The organism is Paenibacillus sp. EKM206P, from assembly GCF_011066155.1.
Taxonomy (GTDB): domain Bacteria; phylum Bacillota; class Bacilli; order Paenibacillales; family Paenibacillaceae; genus Paenibacillus; species Paenibacillus polymyxa_D.
Genome location: NZ_JAAMNQ010000005.1, coordinates 90,933 through 108,028, shown reverse-complemented (window position 1 = coordinate 108,028; position 17,096 = coordinate 90,933). Strand labels below are relative to the sequence as shown.

The 17,096-nt window shown below is 48.2% G+C and carries 17 protein-coding genes; 7 read left to right on the top strand and 10 right to left on the bottom strand.

Translation table 11 applies throughout. The features are described 5' to 3' along the window. Positions 1–29: 29 nt before the first annotated feature. A complete protein-coding gene (locus G9G53_RS12760; RefSeq protein ID WP_165147993.1) occupies positions 30–656 on the bottom strand; it encodes a nitroreductase family protein in 627 nt (208 codons plus the stop codon). A 236-nt stretch (positions 657–892) separates the two neighbouring features. On the opposite strand from G9G53_RS12760, the gene G9G53_RS12755 reads away from it, so the two are divergent. Both G9G53_RS12755 and G9G53_RS12750 read left to right on the top strand, forming a co-directional pair. Then, entirely contained in the window at positions 893–1,369 is a 477-nt protein-coding gene (locus G9G53_RS12755) for a disulfide oxidoreductase (RefSeq protein WP_039270297.1), read from the top strand. 167 nt (positions 1,370–1,536) lie between these two features. Then, a complete protein-coding gene (locus tag G9G53_RS12750; protein ID WP_029514725.1) occupies positions 1,537–2,034 on the top strand; it encodes a CcdC family protein in 498 nt (165 codons plus the stop codon). 331 nt (positions 2,035–2,365) lie between these two features. On the opposite strand, the gene map is transcribed toward G9G53_RS12750, so the two are convergent. After that, positions 2,366–3,112, bottom strand: coding sequence for a type I methionyl aminopeptidase (gene map, locus G9G53_RS12745; protein ID WP_013308498.1), 747 nt, complete (start codon positions 3,110–3,112; stop codon positions 2,366–2,368). A 193-nt stretch (positions 3,113–3,305) separates the two neighbouring features. On the opposite strand from map, the gene G9G53_RS12740 reads away from it, so the two are divergent. The 3 genes from G9G53_RS12740 (at position 3,306) to gntK (ending at position 7,086) form a co-directional block, all read left to right on the top strand. Next, positions 3,306–4,004, top strand: a complete 699-nt coding sequence (locus tag G9G53_RS12740; RefSeq protein ID WP_165147990.1) for a GntR family transcriptional regulator — start codon at positions 3,306–3,308, stop codon at positions 4,002–4,004. A gap of 131 nt (positions 4,005–4,135) precedes the next feature. After that, positions 4,136–5,497 carry a GntP family permease gene (locus tag G9G53_RS12735; RefSeq protein ID WP_165147987.1) on the top strand — a complete coding sequence of 454 codons (1,362 nt, stop codon included), beginning with the start codon at positions 4,136–4,138 and terminating at the stop codon, positions 5,495–5,497. 41 nt (positions 5,498–5,538) lie between these two features. Next, positions 5,539–7,086 carry a gluconokinase gene (gntK, locus tag G9G53_RS12730; protein ID WP_165147984.1) on the top strand — a complete coding sequence of 516 codons (1,548 nt, stop codon included), beginning with the start codon at positions 5,539–5,541 and terminating at the stop codon, positions 7,084–7,086. Positions 7,087–7,248: 162 nt separating this feature from the next. On the opposite strand, the gene G9G53_RS26455 is transcribed toward gntK, so the two are convergent. The 3 genes from G9G53_RS26455 to G9G53_RS12720 all read right to left on the bottom strand — a co-directional run bounded on the left by G9G53_RS26455 (position 7,249) and on the right by G9G53_RS12720 (position 9,042). Then, positions 7,249–7,368 (bottom strand): hypothetical protein, encoded by a 120-nt coding sequence (locus G9G53_RS26455; RefSeq protein ID WP_013369112.1) that lies wholly within the window; start codon positions 7,366–7,368, stop codon positions 7,249–7,251. A gap of 146 nt (positions 7,369–7,514) precedes the next feature. Beyond that, positions 7,515–8,081 carry an RNA 2'-phosphotransferase gene (locus G9G53_RS12725; RefSeq protein ID WP_029514720.1) on the bottom strand — a complete coding sequence of 189 codons (567 nt, stop codon included), beginning with the start codon at positions 8,079–8,081 and terminating at the stop codon, positions 7,515–7,517. Positions 8,082–8,220: 139 nt separating this feature from the next. After that, positions 8,221–9,042 carry a MerR family transcriptional regulator gene (locus G9G53_RS12720; RefSeq protein WP_165147981.1) on the bottom strand — a complete coding sequence of 274 codons (822 nt, stop codon included), beginning with the start codon at positions 9,040–9,042 and terminating at the stop codon, positions 8,221–8,223. Between the two features lie 534 nt (positions 9,043–9,576). Here G9G53_RS12720 and G9G53_RS12715 point away from each other — a divergent pair. Beyond that, positions 9,577–10,533, top strand: a complete 957-nt coding sequence (locus G9G53_RS12715) for an L-lactate dehydrogenase (protein ID WP_165147978.1) — start codon at positions 9,577–9,579, stop codon at positions 10,531–10,533. A gap of 71 nt (positions 10,534–10,604) precedes the next feature. Here the strand turns inward: G9G53_RS12715 and G9G53_RS12710 are convergent, their stop codons facing one another. From G9G53_RS12710 to G9G53_RS12690, 5 genes are read right to left on the bottom strand one after another with little or no spacing between them, the layout of a single operon-like run. Further along, positions 10,605–11,333: an ABC transporter permease gene (locus tag G9G53_RS12710; RefSeq protein ID WP_165147975.1), complete on the bottom strand. Its 729-nt coding sequence runs from the start codon at positions 11,331–11,333 to the stop codon at positions 10,605–10,607. Continuing rightward, complete coding sequence (locus G9G53_RS12705; RefSeq protein ID WP_029514716.1) at positions 11,333–12,049, bottom strand: ABC transporter permease; 717 nt, start codon at positions 12,047–12,049, stop codon at positions 11,333–11,335. The genes G9G53_RS12710 and G9G53_RS12705 overlap by 1 nt, the downstream gene beginning before the upstream one ends. Then, positions 12,046–12,963: an ABC transporter ATP-binding protein gene (locus G9G53_RS12700; protein ID WP_069010774.1), complete on the bottom strand. Its 918-nt coding sequence runs from the start codon at positions 12,961–12,963 to the stop codon at positions 12,046–12,048. The genes G9G53_RS12705 and G9G53_RS12700 overlap by 4 nt, the downstream gene beginning before the upstream one ends. Positions 12,964–13,022: 59 nt before the next feature. Next, a complete protein-coding gene (locus G9G53_RS12695) occupies positions 13,023–14,453 on the bottom strand; it encodes a sensor histidine kinase (RefSeq protein ID WP_165147972.1) in 1,431 nt (476 codons plus the stop codon). Beyond that, positions 14,453–15,127 (bottom strand): response regulator transcription factor, encoded by a 675-nt coding sequence (locus tag G9G53_RS12690; protein ID WP_029514713.1) that lies wholly within the window; start codon positions 15,125–15,127, stop codon positions 14,453–14,455. Before G9G53_RS12690 ends, G9G53_RS12695 begins: the two co-directional genes overlap by 1 nt. A gap of 151 nt (positions 15,128–15,278) precedes the next feature. On the opposite strand from G9G53_RS12690, the gene G9G53_RS12685 reads away from it, so the two are divergent. After that, entirely contained in the window at positions 15,279–17,081 is a 1,803-nt protein-coding gene (locus tag G9G53_RS12685) for an alpha-glycosidase (protein ID WP_165147969.1), read from the top strand. The last annotated feature ends 15 nt before the right edge of the window (positions 17,082–17,096 follow it).

Here is a 17,096-nt window from a genome sequence, read left to right as displayed (position 1 = left end):
AGGAACACCCTTTTATTTCACAAATCTTCTTAGAAGCTGCCTTTTACAACAACTTCAGAGAGTGGAAAACGTCCTGATGGACGTGCTGGCACTTGTGCCTTACCTACACTAATAAGCAGGGTTGGCAGGTAACGTGCTGGAATATTGAATTGCTCGATCAACTGTGCTGGAATGAAACCGCCCATTGCGCAAGTGTCGTAGCCCAGAGATTTAGCAGCCAACATAATATTTTGTGCTGCAAGAGCAGAGTTCAGGATGGCTGCATCGCGAGCTACTTGCGGGTTTTGGTACGCGCCGTTGATTTGACCTACCAATGCGTCACGGATTTCCGCTGGCAGTGCGCCTGCTTCTACCGCTTGATCATAAATGACGGTGTTACGGTTCGCTTCCAAATCACCCAATACGGCAATCGTAACGGAACTTTCCGCTACTTGACCCTGATTGTAGGCGATAGGCAGCAATTTTTGCTTGTCCGCTTCGCTTTCGATAACAAGGAATTTCCAATGTTGAAGGTTCCAAGCGGAAGGAGCTTCTACCGCCGCAGTCAAAATAGCCTCCAAATCTTCCTCTGGCAATTTAAAATCCTTAACATAGCTCTTTACCGCGTGTCTTTCACTAATCGTAGATAGGGTTTCATTTTTTGGACTACTCGACATTCTGGGTACACTCCTAATTTCTTATGATATATATCTAACTTGAATCCTCATTAACTTCCCAAACTACTGCAATTATAAAAATGATAGTTAGTCATGTCAATATGTTTAAGTATGACCCTGCACTCAAAATACAGTACAATACGGATAAAGACATACATATCGGCAGATGCCTGCCGATGGGACAAGACATAATGAGTTCATTTTGTTCTCATTTGAATTAAAAAAGGAGCGTTACTATGATTGGATCGTTTAAAAAAACAGATATTGCTTTGTTTGCCGCCTGGGTTGTAGCTTGTGTGGCAACTTTGGGCAGTCTGTATCTCAGCGAGATTTTGGGGTATGAGCCTTGTAAGCTATGCTGGTTTCAGCGCATTCTGATGTATCCCCTGACCCTTCTACTCGGGATCGCCTATTTTCGAGGGGATTCGGGGATACGCCGTTATGTCATGCCGTTGGCTATCATTGGAGGTGCGATTTCGGCCTATCATTTTACCATTCAGCGCATCCATGCAGCTGCCAAGGCAGCTACGCAAACTTCAACTTCCTGCGGCAGAGTATCCTGTGAACAGGATTACCTAAACTGGTTCGATTTCATCACCATTCCTTTTCTCGCACTAATCGCCTTTATCCTTATTATTGTAGCCATGGGTTATATCATGCGAAAGGAGAAAAAATCAGCTCAGGGAGAGGTACAAGCAACAGAACTCGCATAAGTATGAAAGAGACCCAATTATAGGGCCAGTGTTATCACCAAGAGGCGTATAATCCGCTTGCCGGGGGAGAGACTGTAACTAAATATATCCATTGCATATGTGGTATAATGTGAAAGGTTTGCAGTCTGTCCAATAACGCTTATATTCCTTATAGAGGGGGCCAGTCCATGTTTCATATTAGCACCCCATTGCTGCAATATGGCGCAACCTTCGGTATGATCTTAATCGCTATATCGGCTATTTTCATCCGTATGAAGACAGGTCATCGCCCGATTAATGCCAAAAAAATCATCATCCCTCCGCTCGGCATGAGCACCGGTTTTATGATGTTCGTGGTGCCGGAAGTACGGGTTCCCTGGCTTTGGGCGCTGGGCGCCTTTCTGGTCGGCTGGTTTATTTTTTCTTACCCGTTGATCCGCAGCACCAAATTTGAGTTGCAAGAAGGGCTGGTTTTCGTGCAACGCTCACGTACCTTCTTCTTTATCCTATTCAGCCTGCTGATCGTCCGATTGCTACTGCATGAATTTATTCAGCATTACATTACCATTCCGCAGACAGCAGGGCTATTTTTCATCCTAGCCTTCGGCACCTTGTTACACTGGCGGCTCCGTATGTATTTTCAATATCGTCAATTCGTTCCGGACGAGACAGAAGTCCGCATCTGACCAACGGTTTTTTAACATGCATGCTCGCATGTTGCTGTATAGACCAAAAAGACACGTTCTCCCAGCCAGGAGGCCGTGCCTTTTTGGTCTTTTCGTCTTTTTAGTCTATCAGGTCTACATTAAGCATTCACGAAACAAGGAAGTATTCGATTAAGCCCCTCTGACTTTGCAATGTACAGCATCCGTTCTGCCTGCTCATGCCTGCGACTGGAACGGATATGCAGCGAATGCTTATAGAAAAAGAGACTGCCTCTGGACAGCCCCTTTTCTGTAATATGTCCAGACCATTCACCACGGTAGTCTGTATGCTTGCGGTGGATGCCTGCTTTTATTATTGCTGGGTCAAAATGATCGGACCCTCTGCTGTAATGGCCAGCGTATGCTCGTATTGCGCAGACAAGCCGCCGTCCAACGTGCGTGCGGTCCAGCCGTCCGCATCAATTTTACTGCGGTATGTGCCTGTGTTGAGCATTGGCTCAATTGTAATGACCATACCCTCTTTTAAGCGTGGTCCACGGTGCGGAGGTCCGTAATGTGGAACCTGCGGTTGCTCATGCATCTCTTCTCCGATGCCGTGCCCAATAAATTCGCGTACGACCGAGAAGCCTTCCGCTTCCGCGTAGGTTTGTATCGCATGGGAAATATCACCGATCCGGTTACCGATAACGGCTTGCTCAATCCCTTTATACAGCGATTCCTTGGTAACATCCAGCAGCTTTTGCGCCTGCTCAGACACATTACCCACCGCATACGACCAAGCGGAATCTGCCAGCCAGCCATTCAGGTTCACAACCATGTCGATCGTCACGATGTCCCCGTCCTTCAACGGTGTCTTATTCGGAAAGCCGTGGCAAATCACATCGTTAGGTGAGCCACAAGTTGCAAACTGGTAGCCGTTATAGCCCTTTTGCTCCGGTGTTGCGCCATGCTTCTTCATAAAGGATTCCGCAAAGGCGTCAATTTCCAGTGTCGTAATGCCCGGCTTGATCATTTTGGCAATTTCCCGGTGGCAAGCAGCCAAAATGTCTCCAGCCTTTTTCATATTTTCAATTTGTTCTTTGGTTTTAATGATAATCATTAAACGGTCTCCTTCTTTTCCGTGTTCGTTCCACTTTTCACTGCTTCTTTTTTCTGCTTCTATTGTAACGCTAAAAGCAGCGAAATGGAACCGATGTCAACTGATACCGTTTACAAGGATCTTAAATGGGGTATATAATATTCCATAACTTGTATACCAGTATGCAAAATCATTTCCTAGATAGGAGTATCCTATGAAATATCCAACAACCTGGTTACAGGGCGCATCGCTTGGGGAAAGGATTGCTTGTGAACTTCGGCTTCAGATTATACGCGGCGTTCAGACACCAGGCACTGTGCTATCTGAGAATCAGATTGCTGCCGATTTTGGTACCAGTCGTTCTCCGGTGCGTGAAGCCTTGAAGGCACTCTCGGGCGAAGGGCTGATCCGTCTGGAGCGCATGGGGGCGATTGTCGTCGGCATGACACCCGGTGATATGGAGGAGCTATTCGATGTGCGAATGCTGATTGAACATTTTGTTGTACAAAGGTATGTACATAGTGATAATGCCACATTGGTGACTGTTTTGAATCAGATGATTGACAAAATGGAAGTCGCTCTCAAGTACAGGGATGTCGTTGAATTTTCTCTTCAGGATTTTAATTTTCATGAAGCTCTGGTTCTGGAAGCTGGCCATACCCGTATTCTTCATACCTGGAACGGCATGAGACAGCTAATCCTGACGGTCATGTTAGCTGCAACAGAACAACGATTTGCGTCCAACATCGAAGAATCACAAGTCACGATTCACAAACATCGAACCTTTGCAAACGCTTTAAATCAGGGGGATGCTCAGGAGTTGTCAGGATTTATTGAGGATCATTATCGAGATACCCGCAACGCGGTTAACGATAGCGTCCTGTCTCCCTACAGAAGAAAGACATCGTCCTAGCCACAATATGCGTGACAAAGAGCAGATGTACCGCGCTTTATGCGTTTCTCGCTGGCGCGGCTCTCTTTTAATTGAAGTTGTCGACAAGTATACATTTAGCTATACATATAAGAATAAGGAGGCATACCTTCATGAACACATTATTCGGCTTAAGCCATAACGCGTCCCTGCTCATATGGGCGCTAGTTACCGTCATTCTTTTGATTTTGCTGATTGCTAAATTCAAATGGAATCCCTTCGTTTCACTGCTGCTTTCGTCGGTATTTCTCGGACTGGTTAACGGGATGCCTGGTCATGAAGTTACTGCCTCCATCACCAAAGGGCTCGGCAGTACACTTGGCTCCATCGCCATCGTGATCGGTTTAGGCACAATGCTCGGTAAAATGATGGCGGAATCTGGCGGTGCCGAACGCATCGCGACTACACTGATGGATCGTTTTGGTGAAAAACGCGTTCATTGGGCGATGATGATCGTAGGCTTTATCGTGGGAATTCCGGTGTTTTTTGAGGTTGGTATTATTTTATTAATTCCCATCCTGTTCACGGTTGCCCGTAAAATGAACATGTCTCTGCTGAAAATCGGTATTCCAATGCTGGCAGGACTATCGACGGTACACGGCCTTTTACCACCCCACCCGGCTCCGATGATCGCGATTGAAGCCTTTAACGCCAATATTGGACGCACGATAGGATATGCACTCATCGTGGGCATCCCATCCGCCATTATTGCAGGCCCGGTCTTCGGCGCTTGGATTGGCAAAAGAATCATGGTCAGACCTTCCGAGAGGCTGGACGAGCAGTTCAGAAATACGACGGGGCGGTCGTTGCCTCCCTTTTGGATTACTTTGTTCACCATTTTGTTACCTGTTATTCTAATGCTTAGCGGATCAGTCGCTGAAATTGTAGACCCGGCCAATACACATCCGCTCACTGTATTTTTCAAATTCATTGGTGATGAGGTTATGGCATTACTGATTGCGGCCGTGTTTTCTTTTTTCTCGCTAGGCTATGCACGTGGTCTAAAGAAAGAGGACTTGTACCGTTTTACCAGTGAATGTCTGGCACCAACAGCCTCTATTATCTTAATTATCGGGAGCGGTGGTGCATTTAAAACGGTATTGATCAACAGCGGTGTAGGTCAGGCCATTGCAGCGGTCGCTACAGGAGCCCATATGAATGTGATTGTATTTGCTTTTCTGGTCGCTGCGCTCATTCGTGTAGCCACTGGATCAGCGACAGTCGCGATGACGACAGGCTCCGGTATTGTCGCACCTGTGCTGGCACTTACCCCCGGCGCGAATGTCGAACTGGTCGTCCTTGCTACAGGAGCAGGGTCGCTGATCTTGTCTCATGTGAATGACGCCGGTTTTTGGATGATTAAAGAATTTTTCAATATGACGGTTCCGCAGACTCTAAAATCATGGACCGTTATGGAAACCATCCTCTCCCTGGTCGCTTTCGGTTTGATTATGCTGCTGAGTGTGTTAACTTAACGATAATGAGCTAATAACGGTAAGTGAAGGGGAGATTGAATATGACAGACACCCGATATATGATCGGCGTCGATATCGGTACGACCAGTACCAAAGCAGTTCTTTTCGAAGAAAACGGCAATATTGCCGCCCAGCACCATGTGGGCTATCCGCTCCATACACCTGAGCCGGATGCGGCAGAACAAGATCCGGAAGATATTTTCAAAGCTGTTGTGACGACGGTGCAAGAGGTCATGAAACAAAGCGGAGTGTCAGCTGAGCATGTACTGTTCGTCTCCTTCAGTTCGGCCATGCACAGCGTACTGGCAGTGGATAAGAACGGCAAACCGCTGACCGCCTCTATCACTTGGGCAGATAACCGTAGCGCCAAATGGGCCGAAGCGCTCAAACATGAATACAACGGACACGATATTTACTTACGTACCGGAACGCCTATTCATCCTATGTCACCGCTCACAAAACTAATGTGGATTACACGGGATTTACCAGATGTTGCGACCCAGACGTACAAATTCATTTCCATTAAGGAGTACGTTTTTGCCCGGTTATTCCACCAATATGTCGTGGACCACTCGATTGCCTCTGCAACCGGACTCATGAATTTGCAGCAGTTGGACTGGGACGAGGAAGCGCTGCATATTGCAGGTGTGACGAAGGAGCAGCTATCCGAGCTGGTGCCGACAACTCATGTGCTCAAAGGGCTGGATGAGACCTATGCACATGACATGGGCCTACTGAAGACGACTCCTTTTGTGATCGGGGCCAGCGACGGTGTCTTGTCCAACCTCGGTGTGAATGCGATCAAGCCTGGAGTTGTCGCTGTTACCATCGGCACCAGCGGAGCCATCCGCACCGTAGTTGATAAGCCGCTCACGGATGCCAAAGGGCGCTTTTTCTGTTACGCCTTGACCGAAAAGCTGTGGGTCATCGGCGGCCCGGTGAACAACGGAGGTATAGTCTTCCGCTGGATCCGGGATGAATTTGCAGCCTCCGAGGTGGAAACGGCCAAACGACTGGGACTTGATCCGTATCATGTGCTGACCCAAATTGCGGAACAGGTACGTCCTGGCTCCGACGGTCTGCTCTTTCTCCCGTACTTATCCGGTGAACGTGCGCCCCTATGGAACCCGAATGCTCGCGGCTCCTTCTTCGGTCTGTCCCTGCGTCACAAAAAAGAGCATATGATTCGCGCCGCTCTGGAGGGTGTGCTATTCAATTTGTATACCGTCATGCTTGCCATGGAAGAAGTCATCGACAGACCGTCAGTCATTCACGCCACGGGTGGATTTGCACGCTCGGAGCTATGGAGACAGCTCATGGCAGATATTTTTGATCAGGAAGTCATTATTCCCGAAAGTCTGGAAAGCTCATGTCTGGGTGCAGCTATTCTAGGCTTGTACGCACTGGGACGGATTGATTCGCTGGATGCTGTGTCCGGTATGATTGGTACCACTCACCAGCACAAACCGGTGGCAGAACACGTGGATATTTATCGCGATTTACTGCCGATTTATATTCGCATTTCACGTAAATTCGAAGAAGAATTCAAGGATATTGCGGAATTTCAAGCCAAGTCCCTACAGTCTTGAGTTACAAGGTAAACCGAATGGAGTTACAGCAGCGAAGCCATAGGCCCTTAAACTTGTAAAGCGAAGACCCTTCTCATCAAGGGTCTTCGCTTTATTGTTGTGCGCCCTTCGTCACGTAGAGCAGCATTCGTGCATTTTACAGGAAATCGGCCAAGACCGAAATTACAGAAACAGGGTTTTAGAGATGATCACCAACAAAATAAACAGAACCAGAATCGCTCCTACAGAGGTCCATGCGCCTACGCCGCAACCCATACCGCCTACTCCGCACATATGACTCATTTACAACACTCCCTTCGCTCATTTACAGGATCATTGTATGTAGACCTGGTCAAATGCGTAAGGGGGGCATTCCCCCATTTTTGCGGCGAATGCCTGTTTATTTTGGAGACTAGCATTATGTATTAACCTCAAAATTATAGAACCCCTCAAGTGTTGCTCTCTTCATCATCAATACTGCACAAGTCCCAAGGAATCCACTCAGCAAGCCACACCTCATGCCCTGCATAATAAAATGCGATTCCCTCTTCTCTTGCTTTAATCGTGTTTACCTTGAGCATGACCAATTCACCTCTTCGGCTCCCTGCTAATGCTGCAAAGTTAGTGCTTTCAGATAAATGTACATACTTTCTGCCAACAGGATCTAAACCATCCGCCATAATAAATGGCAATGCTTGCTTATTCGTACCATGGTATAGTACATCTGGTGGATTCCCGGGAGTATACTCTATCTTTTGATAGCTATGTCCATATCTAGCTCTGATTCTACCGTTATGGATTTCAAAACGCTGCTTATCTGAATTGCGCACGATCCGCTCAATATCAGTCTGCTTTACACCTGACCAGCCTGGCAAGCTTTGAATGATTTGAAGTAAGTGTTCCACAGTACAAGAGCCGTCTGTAATGTCTAACTTTAGCCCGGATTCCTCGGGTTTGTGTCGCAGCATTTTGCTCATTATTTTACTTAGCTTCATATCTTCCTTTTGTTTCTTCATTGAATTTCTCCTTCCTTTAATATAGTAGATCAAAAGATATTTCTACATAAAATTAAGGATTCCTCTTATTTCTTCTTTATACGCTAAAAGACCATCAGAACCGGGAAGGTCTGATGGTCTTTATCAGAAAAGATGCTAGTTATGCCTCTCTGCGTCTGCGTGGTGTCAGACCAAGCCAGGACAACAACGAACTGCGCGATTTTCGTTGTCTGCCCTGGTAGGTACGCAAATTCGTAATTAACTGCCGATCCCGTTCCTCGTCGATCTTTTCTTTTATCCAGCGTTTTTGATCCTCCAGTTGGTTAGACAAGTTGATATTCTTTTCCACCAAACGGCTGTGCTCTGCTTCCAGCTCCTCCAAACGGCTCCGCATTTCCAACAAAGCGTTTTGCACCATGTCCTGCATCTGCGCCAGTTCTTGTGGCTCTAGGGACTCCTGTGTTTGTACAGATACAGGCGCTTGCTTCAATCTATACTCAATAGTTGATGCCAAAGTCTGGGACTCTTCCTGCAACTGTAGCTGCATGGGTTCTTCTGACAGTGTCTGAGCATTCATTTCATCCTGTAACTCTGTCAGTTCAACCGTAGCAGCGACTTGAGCCTGCATGACCGTCTCTTCCCTGCCTTCAGCCGCCGCCATTATTTCTTCCCAGGTTGCGGTCAGTGACTCAGCATCCGAGATGGGTGGCAAGCGGAATTCCTCATCCTCCATTGGAAAGGGAGCGGTCACTCTCTCAAGCACCACCTGAACCGCCTGCTCCATCGTCATATGCTGCTCACGCAACGCCCTCCGCATCACCTTCAAGCACTCAACATCCTCAGCACTGAACATTCTTGATTGATTCGCGGAACGCTGAAACACATACCCCTGCTCCTCCAGCGCCGCTGCATATTTACGAAGGGTACTCGCCCCGATTCCCAACTGTTTTGCTGCTTCCGTCGTCGATTTGATTTCTTCCATTTAATCATTACCTCCCCGGATGGTATGGAAAGAAATAAGCTTGTATATGTAGAATTCGCGAAATCCATTGGAAACCCTTTGGCAAAAATGTTCTAATATTGCAGACTGCTAAGAACCTTTGTCATAACGGAATCTTTGTAGAAATACAAGAAACGACATTGCAGAGAATACTTCGTTCTATGTACACTAAAGACTCTTTAAAGAGCGTCACATAAATGTCATACTTTTATAATTCCTATGGTACTATTCCTTCCATCAACATAGTTCATGTTATAATTTATACAGCGGTCACCTTAAATATAAATTGAAATGCACTCTCCTACCTTCCAGTAAAAGTATTGATAATTTACGTTCATTCTACAATTAATCGCAGAAAGACACCTCTTTCACAGTTCATTTTTAATTTTCCGGAATGGAGACAAAAAAATGGATATTTTCAAAAGATCAGCAATATGTTATGTTATGTAACGTAAAATGGATTTCAGGCATAATTTGTAGCATATTAACGTTCGCTGGAACGAGGAGGCAACATAGATGAAGGGGAAGGCAAGGAAAGTAGCTATTGTCGGCGCGGGAATGGTCGGTTCGAGCTGTGCCTACTCAATGGTTAATCAGTCCATTTGTGATGAAATCATGATGATTGACCGCACGTATGATCGGGCTCTGGCCCATGCACTGGATCTGTCCCATTGTATGGAGTTTACGTCCACACGCACTAAGGTACGTGCAGGCACGTATGCAGACTGCACGGATATGGACGTGGTGATTATAACGGCTGGAGCCAACCCTAGACCAGGTCAAGACCGCCTGTCTGTACTGGACGACGCAGTGCTTATCACCAGAGAGATTGTAACAGCGATTATGGAGGGTGGCTTCGACGGTATATTCGTCATTGCCGCTAATCCTGTCGACATTGTAACGTATATGGTACAAAGTATATCCGGTCTGCCGCGCAACAAGGTGATCGGCACGGGCACCTCTATCGACTCGTCCCGGCTCAAGACGTTGCTTTCTGAGGTGTTTTCCATAGATCCACGCAGCGTACAAGGATATGCTCTTGGCGAGCATGGCGAATCCCAATTCGTTGCCTGGTCACACGTAACGATTGGCGGTAAGCCGCTTTTACACATTTTACGGCAGCATAAGGAACGATTCAGCCACGTCGATCTGGACGACATTGCCCGTAAAACCAGGGATGCAGGCTGGGAAATCTTCACCCGCAAAGGCGCCACTTATTTTGGTATTGCCAATGCTCTGGCATACATTACCCGTTCCATTTTAAATGATGATGGTAAAATTATAGCGGTCTCTGCTGTATTGGACGGCGAGTACGGGCACACCCATGTCTGCACAGGCGTTCCAGCGATTATCGGCAGCGGAGGAATTCAAGAGGTCATCGAGTTGGAACTAAGTCCAGAGGAACAAGCGAAGTTCGACGCCTCTTGCCACTTTATCAGCAATAATATCCGTGCCATTTCAGACTTAGTGTAAACCAATAGCACAGAAAAAAACTCCTTACCCTCATTGAGGATAAGGAGTTTTTGCAATCCCCGTATTTCGCCCTATATCTCTTTATAACGAAATACCGTCAGTCCCGCCAACGTAAATACGACAAAGCTGCCCATTATAACCGTCAATAGTGTATCAGTTGGCACCATGAACGCCCCAAAGTTGTCTCTTCCACTCGGCATCATCGCCAATAAAGGCTGTGTCCATGGATAGTACGGACCGTAGGTTTGAGAATTGGCGACCAGAATATTCGGCACGGTGAACACAAAATTCAACGCAAGCGGTGCAGCAAAGCTGGACCACAGAAAGGAGACCAGCAGTTGCAGGGCAGCCAGCGGCAGACAAGCAACCCAGCCCGCAAGCAGGCTTTGGGCAATCACAGCCCAAGGAATCGGTCCGTTCATCCCCTGCACAGCTCCAACACTCAGCAACGCTCCCCCGAACAGTAGCTGGGTCAATCCGACCAAGGCCATAATGATAGTCAGCTTAGCTGCGTACAGACTGGTGCGGGACAATGGCAATGACATCAGCTGCTTCCAGCCGCCGCCCCCATGCTCGAAACGGCAGACCAGAGACCCAAACACGGCCGTCAGCATCGGCAGGAACAGCAGCGCATGAACTGTAAGCATGGCTGACAACAGCAACAGCCAGTTCCCTCCCGGATTCGCCAGCAAACCAATCAGGACGGCAATCGCCGGGCTGACGAGCGCGAGCAGCCAGACGGGCGATTTCGCCATTTTCAACCGTTCAACAGAAAGTAACCGTGCATATCCTCCGAACATTACGCCACATCCTTTCGGCTAAAATGGGCCGCTGTCAGCAGGCTGAGAAGCATACCCGTTCCGCACCCGACGGACGCAAACATCCACGCTTGAGGTGCAACCCAGGCGAATTGAGGCCAGGCCAATGGAAACCATTCGGACAGCTGTGAAGCAAACAAGCTGCCGATGCCTAACGTAATGCCCAGTGTTACAGGTAGCGCTTGATTATGGAATGTGACTGTTAACCACAACAATAATACGAGCATAGGCAACGTGCCGCCTAAGGGCCAAAATCCGAGTCGTAGCAGTTCTCCTACGGGTGCAGGTTCTCCCCCGAAGCCAAGGATCATTCCCAACACCCAAGTCCCTACCGTCAGGAGTAGACAGGACACACACAGCATCCCAATCGCCAACGTCAGCTTGGCCATATAGACGCTGAATTTGGAAATCGGCAAGGCCAGCAACTGCTTCCATGAGTTAGATGTATGCTCCACATTCGCCAACATGGAAGCCACCATAGTAGCTCCTAGCACCAGCGCAAGGGGTACAAAAAGAGCGATGTTATCCATCAAAACTTCCCACAGATGACCCTTGTTACGCGGAATCAGATAGTCATATCGAAGTCCAAAGTTGAGCGCCTGCATGGCCACCAGCCCAAGGGGACCGAGGAACACCAAGAACCAGATTCCCTTTCTGCGTGCTTTGAGCAGATCCGCCGTGAGTGCTCGCAGCATCATAAGGAAGCCCCTCCTTTGCCCACCACCTGCATGAACATATCCTCCAGCGATTTGCGGCGTTCCTCCACACGGTATACGGCATGCGTATTTTCGACCAATCTTCTGACCAGCAGCGCAACAGCCGCATCATTCATGTTCTCGAACTCCAGCGCCGATCCGTCCTTCACCGAATGGTAGCCCTGCTCACGCGCAATCAATTGGGCTGCTTCCGGTTCCGACACGACGATCCGAATTCCGCCCGCGGATTCCTGACGGAGATTATGAATCGTGTTTTGAAAGACCAGCTCTCCTTCACGAATAATACCTACGGTATTCGCCATATGCTCTACCTCGCTCAACAGATGGCTGGATACCAGTACGGTGATCCCCCGTTGCTTGGGCATCGCCTGAATCAATGTGCGCATTTCCTGAATACCCTCCGGGTCCAAACCATTCGTAGGCTCATCCAAAATGAGCACTTCTGGATTCCCAAGCAGGGCTGCTGCAATACCAAGTCTCTGCTTCATGCCCAGCGAGTAGCCTTTGACTGGACGTTTGGCATGCTTGGTCAGTCGGACGACCTCTAACACTTCCGCAATGTTTTGCTTGGGTACATTCAAAATACGGCGAATGGCCTCCAGATTTTCAATGGCGTTCAAATGACCATAATACGAAGGATACTCCACCAACGAGCCGACTTTACGCAAAATATCAAGCTTATGTCTGCGAATATCTTTGCCGAATATACGGATCGTTCCTCGAGTTGGGCGAATAAGTCCAAGCAGCATGCGGATCGTTGTCGTTTTCCCTGCTCCATTTGGACCCAGAAATCCGTAAATATCTCCCCGAGCTATTTTCAGGTCCAGCTGATTAACCGCCGCGCGGCCTTTGTATATTTTGCTGAGACTGTTCGTTTCAATAATGTATTCGTTCAAGTTCCTCACCTCGACACCTATCGTAACGTGCCAAGTTTAAAGCCAAGGGAACTCTGAGTTTAAGTTTTGTTTAAAAAACGGATTCGGGTCCCGGCTGATGAACTGAAAATCTCCCTCTCCAAATTCATTTCGCGAGCTAGCAGTTCTGTAATTGCCAAGCCAATTCCAGCTCCTTTTTCACTGGATTGTTGTTCCATTCCCGGGCCTTTATCCGCAATGACCAATGCCTCTCTCCCGTTATCCTTCTGAACTTGAATACCAATATATCGGCCTGAGGCAGCATGACGAACTACATTTTGAAAGAGATTGTCCAGCAAACGGCGGAAGCCTTGCTCATCGACATTCCACACCATACTATGCTCAGGCAGGTCGATATCCACTTCAAAGCCCTCCTTCTCCCACACCGGATACCAGCTGGCTACACACTCCCGCACTAGCCGCAGGATATCACGCGGTGTGTTATTCATGGTGTATTTGCCACTGGATAGGAGATTATAGGTCAGCAAGTTGTCGATCAGACTCCCAAGGTCCTTTAGCTTGTTTTCCATTAGTGTAATCGACTGTTTCCCTCTGCTGCTGAGATTTTCACCATCTAGTGTATACAGATGGCTACGCACGACCGTAAGCGGCGTCCGAATATCGTGTGACAGATCCGCGACCAGTCTCTTCCGTAGCTCTTCCTCCTGACGCTCACGTCCCCGACTCTCTGCCAACTGCTCGACCATCTGATTAAATGCTTCTTCCAGCTTGCCGATTTCATCCGGGCGTCCAGTGGCAACAAGAATAGGCAAGCCATCCTCTCCTCGCTGCGACATGGCGGCCTGAAGCTGCAACAGTCTACGCCGAATGCCTCCAAAAAACAGAAGAGATACGCATATAAAAGCGCCCAAAATCAATACAATAAAAAAGAAATAGTACATCAACATACTACTATCAGTAGGTGGCTGTTCAAAGAACGAACGAGGCACTTTTAATACCATATAGCCCTGATTTACATCATTCTTGCCCCCGCCAATAAAGGCTACTACCGTAAACGGCCCCTCATAGCTTGCTTGCTTCATAAAAGCTATAGCCTGCGCAGCGTTCCATTGTTTTGGCAGGTTAGGTTGGGTCGGTAACTCCAACCTAGTTAACCCTGCGGTATCCACCCAAAATATTTGGGATTTAGGGAACATATCTTGTTGTATTTTGCGCAGATGGACTGAGATTTGCTCTGGTGTGGCTCCCTTCAAGGCTACAGCTTCGCGATGCCAGCTATTTTCGGTATGGGTAGCAGAGGGATAGTAAGCGTTTTTAGGCTTGGGCCCCGCCCCCCAATTGAATAACACGCTATATATCAAGGCTGTAGCAGGCAACACAATGGGCAACAGCATCATAGCAACCACAATGATGACCAGATAACGGAACAACAGTGAACTGCGAAACCGACCTCCCTGATCCGGCCTAGAGCTGGGATGCAGCCTCCTCCAACCCTTGCGCGTCCTGTTCATTATGCTTTCACCCGATATCCTACACCACGGATCGTCTCAATGATGCGAGGTGTCGCAGGATCAATCTCCAGCTTTTCGCGCAGGTGTCGGATGTGAACCATTAAAGTTTTGTCTCCGTCGATATATGGATCTCCCCATACCGCTTCATACATTTGCTCTTTCGTCATAATCTGGCCCAAATGCCGCAGTAAATAAGCAAAAATGTGATATTGCTTGCCTGTCAGTGTAATTTCCTCCCCGGTATCACGGTTCACAATACGGTTATCAGGAGAGAACACAGAGAGATGCCCCAGTTGTAAGGATTCTTCGGGCACGGTTCCTGATCGGCGCAGCAAAATCTCCATACGTGCTATGAGCTCGTCCGGGTGAAAGGGCTTGGTTACATAATCGTCGGCGAAATCCAGTCCTTGCAGTTTATCGTCAATGGAGGTACGAGCAGACAACATGAGAATGGGAAGCTCCGGGTACTCTTTCTTGAGCCGTTTCCCTATGGTGAATCCATCCAGACCAGGTAACATCACATCCAAAATCACGAGTTGGCACGTACGGGCTGCCTCCACAGCCCCATCCCCGCTGCGAAGCCATACTACAGCGTAATTCCGCTCTTCCAAATACTGATGCGTCCAAGCACCGATATCCTGGTCATCTTCGATGTATAACACATTTGTTTTCATCATGAGCACCTACTTATCGTTTTTCTTTTATGTAATGGGCATTATAGCATTTATGGTACATAACCCACTTAAAAAGGTTAATAACTATCTTATACGACATACGCTTCACATTTTCAAATTTGAATGCTTATGAAAAAAGGAGGCCGACCCGATGCTGCTGGAAGCAATATACCATCACCCGAAACGCAATTGGGCTTTTGGTTATAATGATGAAACGATATTTCTACGGCTACGTGCGAAGAAAAATGACCTGAACACCGTTCATGCTCTCACCGGAGATAAATACGATTGGGACCGCACCCGACAGCTTGTCCCGATGTCCAAATTCGCTACTGATGGCAGGTTTGATTACTATGAGTGCAGTATAAAACCTACTCACCGTCGGCTGAAATATGGATTTTTGCTAGAAGACGGTGAGGAACGTATTTGGATGAACGAGGACGACTTTACTACCCAAGAACCCGAAAATGCAGATAAACTGTTCCAATATCCGTTTTTGAACCCGATTGATATTCTGAAGCCACCCGCATGGGTGAAGGATGCGGTATTTTATCAGATTTTCCCGGAACGCTTTGCGAACGGTGACCCATCCATCAGCCCAGAAGGTGCAGAGACATGGGGTGGAACCCCACAAAGAGACAATTTTTTCGGTGGCGATCTACAGGGGATTCTGGATCACCTGGACCACCTGAACGAGCTGGGGATTAACGCCATATATATGACTCCTGTGTTCAAGGCGACGACCAATCATAAATATGATACAGAGGATTATATGGAGGTGGACCCACATTTCGGGGACAAAAAGACATTGAAAAAACTGGTCGATGCCTGCCACGATCGAGGAATTCGGGTGCTGCTTGATGCGGTGTTCAACCATTCAGGGCGTACTTTTAAACCGTTCGTCGACGTCCAGGAAAAAGGCGAAGCCTCGCCTTACAAGGACTGGTTCCATGTACATAGCTTTCCCCTGAAAGTGGTGGATGGCATACCGACGTACGATACATTCGGGCTGGAACCGATGATGCCCAAGCTGAACACCGAACATCCTGAGGTAAAAAAGTACCTGCTGGATGTGGCAAAGCACTGGATCGAAGAAATCGGCATCGATGGTTGGCGGTTGGATGTGGCAGACGAGGTGGACCACGCCTTTTGGCGGGAATTCCGCACTACGGTCAAGCAGGCCAATCCGGATGCGTACATTTTGGGTGAAATGTGGAATGAATCGTCTGAATGGCTTCAGGGGGACCAATTCGATGCAACGATGAATTATCCGTTCACCTACGCCGTGAATGATTTCTTCGTCAAAAAAGCGACCGATGCCCAAAGCTTTGCCTACGCCATCGGACGACAGCTGGCCCGCTATCCACAGCAAGCATCCGAGGTTGCTTTCAATCTGCTGGATAGCCATGATACACCGCGCCTACTGACGCTGTGCGGGGGCGACAAGCGACTGATGCGGCTGGCTGCTTTGTTCCAGTTCACGTATATGGGCGCACCCTGCATTTTTTACGGCGATGAGATCGGCCTGGATGGAGATGCCGATCCAGGCTGCCGCCAGTGCATGGAGTGGGATGCCGATAAGCAGGACCACGAGCTGTTCGACTTTTACCGCGAGCTGATTGCGCTTCGTAAGGGGCACCCGGTCCTCCGTGACCAAGGAAGCATCACTTTCCTGGAGGCACAGCCGGAGGGTGCCTCACTTGCCTACGAGCGCCGCAGCGAGGAAGAAGTGCTGCTCGTGCTGCTCAATCGTTCCGATGAGGATCACGTTTTTGAATTGGACATTCCTGAGCAGGAATGGCAATTAGCCTTTGGCGAAAGCCAGTGGTCCGTAGGACCGAAGGGACTGCATGCCGAGCTTCCTCCTTACGGATATGCTGTGCTGAAGGCAACGCCTGTGCGATCAATCAACTCTGCAAAAGAAGTCGACAACAAGACGCAAAGCAAGGCATAGGCTATGTAGACGCGG